Annotated in this window: 12 protein-coding genes; 7 read left to right on the forward strand and 5 right to left on the reverse strand. The window is 64.0% G+C overall.

Annotation, left to right across the window (positions count from 1 at the left end; translation table 11 throughout):
- Positions 1 to 81: 81 nt before the first annotated feature.
- Genes tauA through tauD form a run of 4 tightly spaced genes read left to right on the forward strand, consistent with a single transcriptional unit; the run spans position 82 to position 3,564 of the window.
- Positions 82 to 1,053 carry a taurine ABC transporter substrate-binding protein gene (tauA, locus tag BMY03_RS15785; RefSeq protein ID WP_094011610.1) on the forward strand — a complete coding sequence of 324 codons (972 nt, stop codon included), beginning with the start codon at positions 82 to 84 and terminating at the stop codon, positions 1,051 to 1,053.
- A 13-nt stretch (positions 1,054 to 1,066) separates the two neighbouring features.
- Positions 1,067 to 1,846 (forward strand): taurine ABC transporter ATP-binding subunit, encoded by a 780-nt coding sequence (gene tauB, locus BMY03_RS15790; protein ID WP_038707154.1) that lies wholly within the window; start codon positions 1,067 to 1,069, stop codon positions 1,844 to 1,846.
- Positions 1,843 to 2,682 carry a taurine ABC transporter permease TauC gene (gene tauC / locus BMY03_RS15795; RefSeq protein WP_038707153.1) on the forward strand — a complete coding sequence of 280 codons (840 nt, stop codon included), beginning with the start codon at positions 1,843 to 1,845 and terminating at the stop codon, positions 2,680 to 2,682. The genes tauB and tauC overlap by 4 nt, the downstream gene beginning before the upstream one ends.
- Positions 2,683 to 2,730: 48 nt before the next feature.
- Positions 2,731 to 3,564, forward strand: a complete 834-nt coding sequence (gene tauD / locus BMY03_RS15800; RefSeq protein ID WP_094011611.1) for a taurine dioxygenase — start codon at positions 2,731 to 2,733, stop codon at positions 3,562 to 3,564.
- Between the two features lie 108 nt (positions 3,565 to 3,672).
- Here tauD and betT read toward each other — a convergent pair whose 3' ends face one another.
- Both betT and epsC read right to left on the reverse strand, forming a co-directional pair.
- Entirely contained in the window at positions 3,673 to 5,634 is a 1,962-nt protein-coding gene (betT, locus tag BMY03_RS15805; protein WP_167335944.1) for a choline transporter BetT, read from the reverse strand.
- A gap of 256 nt (positions 5,635 to 5,890) precedes the next feature.
- Positions 5,891 to 6,829: a serine O-acetyltransferase EpsC gene (gene epsC, locus BMY03_RS15810; protein ID WP_023630288.1), complete on the reverse strand. Its 939-nt coding sequence runs from the start codon at positions 6,827 to 6,829 to the stop codon at positions 5,891 to 5,893.
- 246 nt (positions 6,830 to 7,075) lie between these two features.
- Between epsC and tcyJ the strand changes: the two genes are divergently transcribed.
- From tcyJ to tcyN, 3 genes are read left to right on the forward strand one after another with little or no spacing between them, the layout of a single operon-like run.
- Positions 7,076 to 7,882, forward strand: a complete 807-nt coding sequence (gene tcyJ, locus BMY03_RS15815) for a cystine ABC transporter substrate-binding protein (RefSeq protein ID WP_094011612.1) — start codon at positions 7,076 to 7,078, stop codon at positions 7,880 to 7,882.
- Positions 7,879 to 8,547 carry a cystine ABC transporter permease gene (tcyL, locus tag BMY03_RS15820; RefSeq protein ID WP_094011613.1) on the forward strand — a complete coding sequence of 223 codons (669 nt, stop codon included), beginning with the start codon at positions 7,879 to 7,881 and terminating at the stop codon, positions 8,545 to 8,547. The genes tcyJ and tcyL overlap by 4 nt, the downstream gene beginning before the upstream one ends.
- A 1-nt stretch (position 8,548) precedes the next feature.
- Complete coding sequence (gene tcyN, locus BMY03_RS15825; RefSeq protein ID WP_094011614.1) at positions 8,549 to 9,310, forward strand: L-cystine ABC transporter ATP-binding protein TcyN; 762 nt, start codon at positions 8,549 to 8,551, stop codon at positions 9,308 to 9,310.
- Positions 9,311 to 9,326: 16 nt separating this feature from the next.
- On the opposite strand, the gene BMY03_RS15830 is transcribed toward tcyN, so the two are convergent.
- The 3 genes from BMY03_RS15830 to ubiD all read right to left on the reverse strand — a co-directional run bounded on the left by BMY03_RS15830 (position 9,327) and on the right by ubiD (position 12,747).
- Positions 9,327 to 9,977 (reverse strand): gamma-glutamylcyclotransferase, encoded by a 651-nt coding sequence (locus BMY03_RS15830; RefSeq protein WP_094011615.1) that lies wholly within the window; start codon positions 9,975 to 9,977, stop codon positions 9,327 to 9,329.
- A 335-nt stretch (positions 9,978 to 10,312) separates the two neighbouring features.
- The gene (locus BMY03_RS15835; protein WP_038707150.1) at positions 10,313 to 11,281 is read right to left on the reverse strand and encodes a CDP-6-deoxy-delta-3,4-glucoseen reductase; all 969 of its coding nucleotides are present in this window, start codon (positions 11,279 to 11,281) and stop codon (positions 10,313 to 10,315) included.
- Positions 11,281 to 12,747 (reverse strand): 4-hydroxy-3-polyprenylbenzoate decarboxylase, encoded by a 1,467-nt coding sequence (gene ubiD / locus BMY03_RS15840; protein WP_023630294.1) that lies wholly within the window; start codon positions 12,745 to 12,747, stop codon positions 11,281 to 11,283. The genes BMY03_RS15835 and ubiD overlap by 1 nt, the downstream gene beginning before the upstream one ends.
- Positions 12,748 to 12,781 lie beyond the last annotated feature (34 nt).

Raw genomic sequence — 12,781 nt, forward strand, 5'->3', positions numbered from 1 at the left:
AAAAAGTTATTTATTTCATATTTCTTAGATCATCTAGTCTTCTCGCCATCTATCCCAGAATGCCTGACGAGAGGTTCAACCATGATCCCGCATGCTCCGCTGCGCCTGTTCGCCGCCCTGACCCTCACCAGTGCCAGCTGGCTGGCCCAGGCCGCCGACCTGACCGTTGCCTACCAGACCACCGTCGACCCGGCAAAGGTGGCCCAGGTCGATGGCACCTATGAAAAGGACAGCAAGGCCAGCATCGACTGGCGCAAGTTCGACAACGGCGCCGACGTGATCACCGCTGTCGCCTCGGGCGACGTGCAGATCGGCTACCTCGGCTCCAGCCCGCTGGCCGCCGCCGCCACCCGCAAATTGCCTGTGGAAACCTTCCTGATCGCCACCCAGATCGGCGCCGGCGAAGCCCTGGTCGCCCGCGACAGCATCAAGACCCCGCAGGACCTGGTGGGCAAGAAAGTCGCCGTGCCGTTCGTTTCCACCGGCCACTACAGCCTGTTGGCCGCGCTGAAGAGCTGGAACATCGACCCGTCGAAAGTGCAGATCCTCAACCTCGCGCCACCAGCGATCATCGCCGCCTGGAAACGCGGCGACATCGACGCCACCTACGTCTGGGACCCAGCCCTGGGCGTGGCCAAGGAGAACGGCAAGGTACTGATCACCTCCGGCGAGCTTGCCGAGAAAGGCGCGCCGACCTTCGACGCCTGGATCGTGCGCAAGGACTTCGCTGCCAAGCACCCGGAGATCGTCAAGTCGTTCGCCAAGGTCACCCTCGACGCCTATGCCGACTACCGCAAGGACCCGCAAGCCTGGCTGGCCGACAAAGACAACGTCGCCAAGCTGGTCAAGCTGTCTGGCGCCAAGCCCGCCGATATCCCGGTGCTGCTGCAGGGCAACGTCTATCCACTGGCCGCCGACCAGGCCAGCGCACTCGGCGCACCGACCACCCAGGCGCTGACCGACACCGCCACCTTCCTCAAGCAGCAGGGCAAGGTCGATGCCGTGCTGCCGGACTACGCGCCCTACGTCAGCGCCCAGTACCTGCCCAACTGATCTGGAGCCCGTCATGGCCTTGCTCGAGCTGGAGCGCATCAGCGCACAGTACCCCGGCGCCCCCACCCCGGTGCTGGCCGATATCAACCTGAGCCTGGGTCCGCGCCAGTTGCTGGTGGCCCTCGGGCCTTCAGGCAGCGGCAAGACCTCGCTGCTCAACCTGATCGCCGGCTTCGTCGCCCCCAGCGGCGGGCGCATCACCCTCGATGGCGCACCGGTGCAAGGCCCGGGGGCCGAGCGCGGCGTGGTGTTCCAGGACGACGCCCTGCTGCCCTGGCAGGACGTGCTCGGCAACGTCGCCTTCGGCCTGGAGCTGGCAGGCGTACCGCGTGCACAGCGTGAAGCCAAGGCACGAGAGATGCTGGCACTGGTAGACCTGGCCGGCTTCGGCGAGCGGCGCGTATGGCAATTGTCCGGTGGGCAGAAGCAGCGCGTGGGCCTTGCCCGGGCGCTGGCGGCCGACCCGCGAGTGCTGTTGATGGACGAACCGTTCGGCGCCCTCGATGCCTTTACCCGCGAACAGATGCAGGAGCTGCTGCTGCAGGTCTGGCAGCGCACCGCCAAGCCAGTGTTCCTGATCACCCACGACATTGAGGAAGCGGTGTTCCTCGCCACCGAGCTGGTGCTCCTGGCGCCCAATCCGGGACGGGTGGTCGAGCGCCTGCAACTGGACTTCGGCCAGCGCTACGCCGCTGGCGAGTCGGCGCGGGCGATCAAGTCCGATCCACGCTTCATCGAGACCCGCGAGCACGTGCTGGCGCGGGTGTTCTCGCAACGTCAGGAGTCCGCATGAGCAGTATCGAATTGCCAGCCACCGCCAAGCGGCCCCCCCGGACGCCACCTGTCGTGAAAACCCGCAAGCCCTTACCGACCCGCTGGATCAGCGCCCTCACCCTGGCCTCGCTGCTGTTGGTGTGGTGGCTGGTTACCGCCGCCGGCTGGATCGAGCCGCTGTTCCTGCCCTCGCCCGCCGATATCCTGGCCAAGGGCTGGACGCTGCTCACCCAGGGCTACATGGACGCCAGCCTGTGGCAGCACCTGGGCGCGAGCCTGGGGCGCATCGGCCTGGCGCTGCTTGCCGCCACCCTGACCGCCATCCCGGTGGGCATCGCCATCGGCTACAACCGCGTGGCCCGCGGCGTTCTCGACCCGCTGATCGAGTTCTACCGGCCGATTCCGCCGCTGGCTTACCTGCCGCTGATCGTCATCTGGTGCGGCATAGGCGAGCTGTCGAAAGTGCTTTTGATCTACCTGGCGATCTTCGCCCCGATTGCCATCGCCACCGCCACCGGCGTGCGCACCGTCGACCCGGCCAAGTTGCGCGCCGCGCAGTCGCTGGGCGCCAGCAAAATCCAACTGATCCGCCACGTGATCCTGCCTAGCGCACTGCCCGACATCCTCACCGGCATCCGCATCGGCCTCGGCGTGGGCTGGTCGACGCTGGTCGCCGCCGAACTGATCGCCGCCACCAGTGGCCTGGGCTTCATGGTGCAGTCCGCCGCGCAGTTCCTGGTCACCGATGTGGTGGTCCTGGGGATCCTGCTGATTGCCCTGATCGCCTTCGCCCTTGAGATGGGCCTGCGCGCCCTGCAGCGCAAGCTGGTGCCCTGGCACGGCCAGAGCCATTGATCCCCAAATGACCACGCCGGCAAACCGGCACCTGGAACGAGAAAAGACATGAGCCTGACCGTTACCCCCTTGAGCCCGGCACTGGGCGCGCAGATCAGCGGCGTGGACATCAGCCGCGACATCAATGCCCAACAGCGTGACGCCATCGAGCAGGCGCTGCTCGAGCACCAGGTGCTGTTCTTCCGCGATCAACCAATCACTCCCGAGCAGCAGGCGCGCTTCGCCGCCCGCTTCGGCGACCTGCATATCCACCCGATCTATCCCAATGTGCCGGAGACACCGCAGGTGTTGATCCTCGACACCGCAGTCACCGACGTGCGCGACAACGCCGTGTGGCACACCGACGTGACCTTCCTGCCGACCCCGGCGCTGGGCGCGGTGCTCAGCGCCAAGCAGTTGCCGGCCTTTGGTGGTGACACTCTGTGGGCCAGCGGCATCGCTGCGTTCGAGGCGCTGTCGGCGCCGCTGCGCACAATGCTGGACGGCCTGACCGCCACCCATGATTTCACCAAGTCGTTCCCGCTGGAACGTTTCGGCACTACGCCCGAGGACCTGGCCCGCTGGGAGACGACCCGGCGCAACAATCCGCCGCTGTCGCACCCGGTGGTGCGCACGCACCCGGTCAGCGGACGCAAGGCGCTGTTCGTCAATGAAGGTTTCACCACGCGGATCAACGAATTGAATGAGCAGGAGAGCGAGGCGCTGCTCAAGCTGCTGTTCGCCCATGCGACGCGGCCGGAGTTCAGCATTCGCTGGCGTTGGCAGGAAAATGACGTGGCGTTCTGGGACAACCGCGTGACGCAGCACTTTGCGGTGGATGATTACCGGCCCAGCCGGCGGGTGATGCATCGGGCGACCATCCTGGGGGATGCGCCGTTCTGAAAGATCGGGGGAGGCCTTTGGCTTCCTTTCGCTGGCAAGCCAGCTCCCACAGGTTTTGCAACAACCCTGTGGGAGCCTGCGAAAGGGCCGCATAGCGTCGCCAGCGATCTACCTGACCAGGTGCAGGTACTGCATGTGCCGCTCGTACTGGTCGAGGATGTCGTTGATGATCTGCTCCTTGCTGTAGCCCACCAGGTCGTAGTTCTGGCTGCCTTCGGACAGATGCACCTCCGCACGGTAGTAGCGGCGGTTCTTCAAGTCCTGGGTGCCCAGCCCGCCCAGGGCGAACGACGGCGTAAAGTACCCGCGCATCTGCACCTGGTAGATGAACGGCTGCTCCTCGCCATGGCCGATCTTCAGGCTGACGTTGTCGTGGCTCGGGTCGTCCTGGGTGATCAGCACCAGGCCCTTCTGCTCGAACACCTCGCGCACTTCGGCGATCGCCGGGCGCACCACGTCGTCCATGAAGCGATACACCTCGTCCCGAGACGGGAAGTGCACCGCCTGGCTCAGGCGTTGGCGCCAACCGCCACGCCCACGCCGGGACTGGGCGAACGGCGCCAGCGAATGCATCTGCGCGATCTGCCGCTGGCTTTCCAGGTAGAAGGCCTTGTGCAGCCCCCACATCATGCACAGCAGGATCAGCGAGAACGGCAGCGAGGTCAGCACCACCGCCGACTTCAGCGAATCGATGCTGCCGGCGAACAGCAGGCTGCTGGTAATCAGCGCGGTCATCGCCCCCCAGAAGATCCGCAGCCAGTTCGGGCCGTCCTCGTCGGCGCCACCGCCCTTGGCCGACAGCGTCGACAGCACCACGGTGCCGGAGTCGGCCGAAGTGACGAAGAACACAAAGCTGATGAACACCGTCACGGCTATCACCGCCTTGCTCCACGGGTAGGTTTCCAGCAGCAGGTACAAGCTCATCGACGGGTTGTCGAGGGCTGACTGGCCGAGCGCGGTCATGCCGTGGTTGATCACCTGGTCAAGGGCGCTGTTACCGAAGATCGACATCCACGCCAGGGTGAAGCCCAGCGGGATCAGCAGCACGCCGAAGACGAACTCGCGGATGGTCCGGCCCCGCGAGATACGGGCGATGAACAACCCCACGAACGGCGCCCAGGCAATCCACCAGGCCCAGTAGAACACCGTCCAGCCGCCCAGCCAGTCGCGCTGCTCGCCGTAGGCGTACACATCGAAGCTCTTGCGTGGCAGGGCGCCAAGGTAGTCACCGAGGTTCTGGATCAGGGTGTTGAACAGGTGCTGGGTGGGCCCGGCGAACAACACGAACAGCAGCAGCGCGCAGGCCAGGAACAGGTTGATGTCGCTCATCACCCGCACGCCCTTCTCCACCCCGGCGACCGCCACGGCCACGGCCGCGCCCATCATCAGGGTGATGAGGATCACCTGCACCCATTGGCTGTGGCTGATGCCGAACAGGTAGTCCAGGCCTGCGTTCAGGTGCAGCACGCCAAAGCCCATGTCGGCGCCCAGGCCGAATACCGTGGCGATAATGCCAAAGCCATCCACCGCGTAGCCGATCGGCCCGTTGATGCGCTTGCCGATCAGCGGGTACAGCGCCGAGCGCAGGGCCAGTGGCAGGTTGTGGCGGTAGGCGAAGTAGGCGAGCGCCATGCCGACGAAGGCGAACACACCCCAGCCGTGCAGGCCCCAGTGCAGGAACAGGATCTGCATCGCCTGGCGCCCGGCCTCGGCCGTGCCCGCCTCGCCTTGGGGCGGCTGGAGCATGTGGGTCAGAGGTTCAGAGACGCAGAAGAAGAACAGCGTGATGCTGATGCCGGCGGCGAACAGCATGCCGGCCCAGGACAGGTAGCTGAACTCGGGCTCGTCATGGTCGGCGCCGAGCTTGATCTTGCCGTAGCCCGACAAGGCGGTGACCACCACGAAGACCAGGTACAGGGTCATGGCCAGCATGTAGTACCAGCCGACCGTGTTGGCCGCCCAGTTCTGCGCTGCCAGCAACCACTCGCCGGCAGCCTGGGGCTGAGCGATGACGATCAAGCCGAAAATGAGGATGAAGCTTGCCGCGAAATAGAACACGGGGGGGTTCATGCGGATCTTGCCGTTGGCAAGGTCGGGGGTCGGTGCACTCATTGAACGGGCACCTCGTCACGGGACGTGAGGTTCGGATTGAACGGGTTCAGCAAAGGCGATTCCTCCTTTTGAACACCGGCAATGGACCAGCGTTTTTCGTTGAACAAGCGTTCAAGTTAAACATGGATTGGATTTCAATGCGACCCGATGCCGCTCCAGGGCGTGATCGAGGTGGTGGCGGGAAGTCCCGCCGCCACGCCTCATAAGCCTAGAGCTAGAGGGCTTTCTTGCCCTCGCAATCGAGCTGCAGGTTCGCCTGGGTAATGTTGCTGTCAGCCGGCACGCTGCGGGTCAGCCAGACGTTGCCGCCAATGGTCGAACCCTTGCCGATGGTGATACGCCCGAGGATGGTCGCGCCGGCGTAGATCACCACGTCGTCCTCGACGATCGGGTGCCGCGCCAGGCCCTTGTGCAAGGTGCCGGACTCGTCGCTGGGGAAGCGCTTGGCGCCCAGGGTCACCGCCTGGTAGATACGCACCCGCTCGCCGATGATCGCGGTCTCACCGATTACCACGCCTGTGCCGTGGTCGATGAAGAAGCCAGGGCCGATCTGCGCACCGGGATGGATATCGATGCCGGTGGCCGAGTGCGCCAGCTCCGAACTGATCCGCGCCAGCAGCGGCAGGCCGGCCCGGTACAGGTGATGGGCCAGCCGGTGGTGGATGATCGCCAGGATGCCCGGGTAGCACAGCAGCACCTCGTCTACGCTGCGCGCCGCCGGGTCGCCGTGGTAGGCGGCGAGTACGTCGGTGTCCAGCAGCACGCGCAGCGCCGGCAGGGCTGCGGCGAAGTCCTGGATCAGACGCAGGGCGTGGGTATCGACATCGATCACATCAGTCTTGCCATGACGCGCCGCATAGCGCAGCTCCAGGCGTGCCTGGGCCAACAGCGCGGTCAGCGCAGCGTCGAGCGTATGGCCCACATAAAAGTCCTCGCTCTCCTCGCGCAGGTCCACCGGCCCTAGGCGCATCGGGAACAGCGCGCCGCAAAGCTGCTCGAGGATTTGCCGCAGCGCCTCGCGCGACGGCAGTTCGCGCCCGCCCTGCTCGCCGCTGCTGCGGCCATTGCTGCTGCGCCACTGCTCGCGGGCGTTGCGCAGGCCACTGACGATACCCTGCAACTGCCAGTGCCCGGTTGATGGTTGTTCGCTCACGGTGTTTCTCCTGCCAGGCGGCTTTCTCGGTATGCATACGCTCCTACAAGGAGGTGCAAAACACGATACGTCAAATCTGCCTCTTGGAAAAAACAACGCTTTATTCCATCCTGAGCTAAGTCGGGTATAAGCCGCTGCAATTTGCAGATTTGGAATAATAACCTGATTTTTTATTATTTCCCGGCCTATGAAGCCCACCTCTATAGTCGCCACCTCACTACTTCCACAACAAGCGCGGGGCATGCCATGACCAAATTCGCCAAACCCCTTCTCAACGCCAGCCTGGCGCTCCTGCTCGGCGCCGGCTTGCTCGGCCAGGCCTTTGCCGGCGAGCAGTTGAAGACCATCCAGGAAAAAGGCGTGATCAACGTCGGCCTGGAAGGCACCTATCCACCGTTCAGCTTCCAGGACGAAAACGGCAAGCTGACCGGCTTCGAGGTCGAGCTGTCCGAGTTGCTGGCCAAGGAGCTGGGGGTCAAGGCCAAGGTCCAGCCGACCAAGTGGGACGGCATCCTCGCTGCACTGGAATCCAAGCGCCTCGACGTGGTGATTAACCAGGTGACCATCTCCGAGGATCGCAAGAAGAAGTACGATTTTTCCGAGCCGTACACCGTTTCCGGCATTCAGGCCCTGGTACTCAAGGGCAGTGACAACGAGAAAAACATCAAGACTGCCGCCGATCTCGGTGGCAAGAAGGTCGGTGTCGGCCTGGGCACCAACTATGAGCAATGGGTCAAACAGGATGTGCCGACAGCCGATGTGCGCACCTACGAAGATGACCCGACCAAGTTCGCCGACCTGCGCAACGGTCGTATCGACGCCATCCTGATCGATCGCCTGGCTGCACTCGAGTACGTCCAGAAAACCGCCAAGGACAAGAAACCGACCGCACTCGCTGGCGAGAAATTCTCCAAGCTGGAATCGGGCGTGGCCTTGCGCAAAGGCGAACCTGAACTGCTCGATGCGCTGAACAAGGCCATCGACAAGCTCAAGGCCGACGGCTCGCTGGCCAAGCTGTCCGAAAAATACTTCGGTGCCGATGTCACCAAATGATCGCTGAAAGCCTGCAACTCGTTGTCGATTCCGCGCCCTTCCTGTTGAAGGGTGCGGGTTATACCGTGCTGCTCAGCGTCGGTGGCATGTTCTTCGGCCTGGTGCTGGGCTTTGCCCTGGCGCTGATGCGGCTGTCGAAGATCCTGCCGCTGGACTGGCTGGCGCGCATCTATGTGTCGTTCTTCCGCGGCACGCCGCTGCTGGTGCAGCTGTTCGTGATCTACTTCGGCCTGCCGCAGATCGGCATCGAGCTCGATCCGATCCCCGCCTCGCTGATCGGCCTGTCACTGAACATGGCGGCCTATGTCTGCGAAATCCTCCGCGCGGCAATCTCCTCGATCGACCTTGGCCAGTGGGAAGCCGCAGCCAGCATCGGCATGACCCGCACCCAGGCCATGCGCCGGGCGATCCTGCCGCAAGCCCTGCGCACTGCCCTGCCTCCGCTGGGCAACAGTTTCATCTCGCTGGTCAAGGACACCGCCCTGGCGGCGACCATCCAGGTGCCCGAGCTATTCCGCCAGGCACAGCTGATCACCGCACGGACCTTCGAGGTCTTCACCATGTACCTGGCTGTCGCGGTGGTCTACTGGATCCTCTGCAGCATCCTGGCGCACTTCCAGAACCGCATGGAAGCGCGGGTCAACCAGCACGACCAGGAGCACTGAGATGATCGTAGTAGAAGGCCTGACCAAGCAGTTCAAGGGCCAGACCGTGCTCAACGGCATCGACCTGAGCGTGCAGCCCGGCGAAGTGGTGGCCATCATCGGCCCCAGCGGCTCGGGCAAGACCACTTTCCTGCGCTGCCTGAACCTGCTGGAAACCCCCGATGCCGGGCGCATCCAGATCGGCGATATCAGCATCGATGCCAACCGTCCGCTCGGCGGCCAACAGGGTGCTATCCGCCGCCTGCGCCAACAGGCCGGGTTCGTGTTCCAGAACTTCAACCTGTTCCCGCACCGCACCGCCCTGGAAAACGTCATCGAAGGGCCGGTGATCGTCAAGAAGACGCCCCGCGACAAGGCCATCGAGCTGGCCAGGCGCCTGTTGGCCAAGGTCGGCCTGGCGGGCAAGGAAGACGCCTACCCCAGGCGCCTGTCCGGCGGCCAGCAGCAACGGGTGGCCATCGCCCGGGCCCTGGCCATGGAGCCGGAAGTGATCCTGTTCGACGAGCCCACTTCGGCGCTCGACCCCGAACTGGTCGGTGAAGTGCTGGAGACCATCCGTAGCCTGGCCGAGGAAAAGCGCACCATGATCATCGTCACCCACGAGATGAGCTTCGCCCGCGATGTCGCCAACCGGGTGATCTTCTTCGACAAGGGCGTGATCGTCGAGCAGGGCGAGGCCAAGGCACTGTTCGCCAACCCGAAGGAAGAGCGCACACGCCAGTTCCTGCGCAAGTTCCTCGGCACCGCCGCCGGCCAGGAGTGAAGCCGATGCGCGGGGCTCACACCTCGCGCAGGTTGTGGCAACGCCTGAAGCGCGCTTCCAGGTTGCGATCGGGCATCTGGTGGCTGCGTAGGGCGTTGAGGGTCTGCTCCACGTAATCGCGCGTGGTGCCGTAGCGCCCCTTGGCGCTGGCGAGGATCTGGCTGAGCAGGGTGTCCGGCAGGTTGCCCGCGTAGCACGGCAGGTGCCGCTCCAGCACAAAACCCAGCGCCTGCACCTTGCTGCCATCGCCCAGGCGGCAGCTCAGCCAATGCGGACGATAGGCCGGGAACGGCATCTCACGCTGCCACAGGGCCATGAGCGAGTCGTGCAGGTTGGTTTCGTCCAGACGGAAGGCAAAGCCGCTGCAGGAGCCGCCACGGTCCAGGCCGAACACCAGGCCTGGGCACTCCGGTGTACCACGGTGTTCGTGGGACCACAGGTAGAGGCCGCGGTGATAACCATGCACCCGCGCCCGCTGCCGCTCGACCGAGTTGCATTCGGGGCGCCAGATCAGCGAACCATAGGCAAACAGCCAGACCGGGCCGCCTTCGTGCTGGGACATGGTTTCCTGCATCGAACACTGCAGTTGTTCACGGGTCAACTGCTGCCCGAAGTCGAGTGACGGCGGATAGGCTATTTGCCAGGATGAACTTTCAAGCGTCGACATGAGCTGCCGCCATTAATTCCTGAGAACTACCAAAGTGCAGGTATTGCCGTGCCTGTTCGGATGCTATCGCGGAGCAAGCCCGCTTCCACAAAGGCCCGCCAGGATCGCATGGGAACGGGCTTGCCCGGCGATTTACCTGGCGCCTAACGTAAGGCAAATCGCTCTTTGCACTCAACCCCGAAAACAGGATTTCATTAAAGCATCCGCTGAACGGAAACTAATAGTCCGAGTATAGCGAAACTTATTACCCGCACCGGTAACAATCCCCACCATGTAACCAACAGAAAAAACTTGGTTATTAAACCCGACACTCCCTTGCAGCGTGCCGGGTGACTTCAGCCGCGTGGCGCGTAGGCAAACACGTCAGCCCGCATGCGGTGGGCATCCATGCCGGCCTCGACCAATGCATCGAGGGTGGCGTAGACCATGTTCGGCGAGCCACTGGCATAGACATGCACCTGGTTCAGGTCGCCGATGTCCTCGCATACCGCTTCGTGGAGCAGGCCACAGCGCCCCTCCCAACCGCACAGATCGCTGACCACTTTGTGCAGGAACAGGTTCGGCAGACGCTCCCACTCAGCCCAGTGCTCGATCTGGTAGAAGTCTTCAGGCCGGCGTACACCCCAGTACAAGTGCACCGGGTGCTTGAAGCCCTGCGCCCGGCAGTGCTCGATCAGGCTGTGCATCTGCCCCATGCCGGTCCCGGCGGCGATCAGTACCAGCGGGCCATCCGGCAACTCCGCCAGGTGAGCATCACCAAATGGCAGTTCGATGCGGGCCAGGCCATTGCGCTGCAACTGCTTGATCAACTGCACGGCACTGCTTTCGCGGGCCAGCACATGCAACTCCAGCTCACGCCCACCGTGGGGCGCCGAAGCGAGCGAAAAAGCCGCCTTGTCCATACCCTCGCGCTCGATCATCAGATATTGCCCGGCGTGGTAGCGGGGCGGCTTGCCGGCCGGCGCGCGCAGGCGCACGCGCCAGACATCGCCACCGATCTCGACGCACTCGGTCACGGTACAGGCCAGCTTGCGCAGCGGCAGCTCGCCCAGGGCCAGCACACCATCCCACAGCAACACACAGTCCTCCAGCGGCTCGGCGATGCAGGTGAACAGCTCACCGTGATCGCGCACCTGGCCTTCCTGGCGAACACTGCCTTCCACCAGCAGCGCGGCACATACATGGCAGTTGCCGTTGCGGCAGCTGCTCGGGCAGTCATAGCCCAGGCGCCGTGCCGCATCCAGAATCCTTTCACCCGGTTCGACCGCCAGTACCGCCCCGGAAGGCTGCAAGGTTACCTGCATCAATCTATTCCCAACTGGTCCCACAACTCATCGATACGGCGGGTGACGGCCTCGTCCTTGACGATGACCCGGCCCCATTCGCGTGTAGTCTCGCCCGGCCATTTGTGCGTGGCGTCCAGGCCCATCTTCGACCCCAGCCCCGATACCGGCGACGCGAAGTCGAGGTAGTCGATGGGGGTGTTGTCGATCATCACCGTATCACGCTTGGGGTCCATGCGCGTGGTGATGGCCCAGATCACATCGTTCCAGTCGCGGGCGTTGATATCGTCGTCGGTGACGATAACGAACTTGGTGTACATGAACTGTCGCAGGAACGACCACACACCCAGCATGACGCGCTTGGCATGGCCCGGGTACTGCTTCTTCATGGTCACCACCGCCATGCGGTACGAGCAGCCTTCCGGCGGCAGGTAGAAGTCGGTGATCTCGGGGAACTGCTTCTGCAGGATCGGCACGAACACTTCGTTCAGCGCCACGCCGAGAATCGCCGGCTCATCCGGCGGCCGGCCGGTGTAGGTGCTGTGGTAGATCGGCTTTTGCCGGTGGGTGATGCGCTCGACGGTGAACACCGGGAAGCTGTCCACTTCGTTGTAGTAGCCGGTGTGGTCGCCGTACGGGCCTTCCGGGGCCATCTCGCCGGGGTGGATCACGCCTTCGAGGATGATCTCGGCGGTAGCCGGTACCTGCAGGTCGTTGCCACGGCACTTGACCAGTTCGGTGCGATTGCCACGCAACAGGCCAGCGAAGGCGTATTCGGAAAGCGTGTCCGGGACCGGGGTCACGGCACCGAGGATGGTCGCCGGGTCCGCGCCCAACGCCACGGCTACCGGGAACGGCTGGCCAGGATGCTTCTCGCACCATTCGCGGTAGTCCAGCGCCCCGCCGCGGTGGCTCAGCCAGCGCATGATCACCTTGTTGCGGCCAATCACCTGCTGGCGATAGATGCCCAGGTTCTGGCGTTCCTTGTTCGGCCCGCGAGTCACGGTCAGGCCCCAGGTGATCAGCGGCGCAACATCGCCCGGCCAGCAGTGCTGGATCGGCAGCTGGCCGAGGTCAACGTCATCGCCTTCGACCACGATTTCCTGGCATACCGCGTCCTTGACCACCTTCGGCGCCATGGACACGACCTTCTTGAAGATCGGCAGCTTCGACCAGGCGTCCTTCAGGCCCTTCGGCGGCTCGGGCTCCTTGAGAAACGCCAGCAGCTTGCCGATCTCGCGCAGCTCTTCGGTCGACTCGGCGCCCATGCCCATGGCCACGCGCTCGGGGGTGCCGAACAGGTTGCCCAGCACCGGCATATCGAACCCAGTGGGCTTTTCGAAGAGCAAGGCCGGGCCCTTGGCGCGCAGCGTGCGGTCGCAGACTTCGGTCATTTCCAGAACTGGGGAGATGGGAACCTGGATGCGCTTGAGTTCACCGCGCTGTTCCAGGCCACGAATGAAGTCGCGCAGATCGCGATACTGCATGCAAAGGCCTCGTGTTGGGCGTATCGGTCGGGGT

The organism is Pseudomonas soli (genome assembly GCF_900110655.1).
Lineage (GTDB): Bacteria > Pseudomonadota > Gammaproteobacteria > Pseudomonadales > Pseudomonadaceae > Aquipseudomonas > Aquipseudomonas soli.

What these genes read in the sequence shown, in the direction of transcription:
- tauC (WP_038707153.1), top strand. Translation starts at nt 1,843, where the DNA reads ATGAGCAGTATCGAATTGCCAGCCACCGCCAAGCGGCCCCCCCGGACG.
- tcyJ (WP_094011612.1), top strand. Translation starts at nt 7,076, where the DNA reads ATGACCAAATTCGCCAAACCCCTTCTCAACGCCAGCCTGGCGCTCCTG.
- tauD (WP_094011611.1), top strand. Translation starts at nt 2,731, where the DNA reads ATGAGCCTGACCGTTACCCCCTTGAGCCCGGCACTGGGCGCGCAGATC.
- BMY03_RS15830 (WP_094011615.1), bottom strand. Translation starts at nt 9,977, where the DNA reads ATGTCGACGCTTGAAAGTTCATCCTGGCAAATAGCCTATCCGCCGTCA.
- BMY03_RS15835 (WP_038707150.1), bottom strand. Translation starts at nt 11,281, where the DNA reads ATGCAGGTAACCTTGCAGCCTTCCGGGGCGGTACTGGCGGTCGAACCG.
- tauA (WP_094011610.1), top strand. Translation starts at nt 82, where the DNA reads ATGATCCCGCATGCTCCGCTGCGCCTGTTCGCCGCCCTGACCCTCACC.
- betT (WP_167335944.1), bottom strand. Translation starts at nt 5,634, where the DNA reads ATGAACCCCCCCGTGTTCTATTTCGCGGCAAGCTTCATCCTCATTTTC.
- tcyL (WP_094011613.1), top strand. Translation starts at nt 7,879, where the DNA reads ATGATCGCTGAAAGCCTGCAACTCGTTGTCGATTCCGCGCCCTTCCTG.
- tauB (WP_038707154.1), top strand. Translation starts at nt 1,067, where the DNA reads ATGGCCTTGCTCGAGCTGGAGCGCATCAGCGCACAGTACCCCGGCGCC.
- tcyN (WP_094011614.1), top strand. Translation starts at nt 8,549, where the DNA reads ATGATCGTAGTAGAAGGCCTGACCAAGCAGTTCAAGGGCCAGACCGTG.
- ubiD (WP_023630294.1), bottom strand. Translation starts at nt 12,747, where the DNA reads ATGCAGTATCGCGATCTGCGCGACTTCATTCGTGGCCTGGAACAGCGC.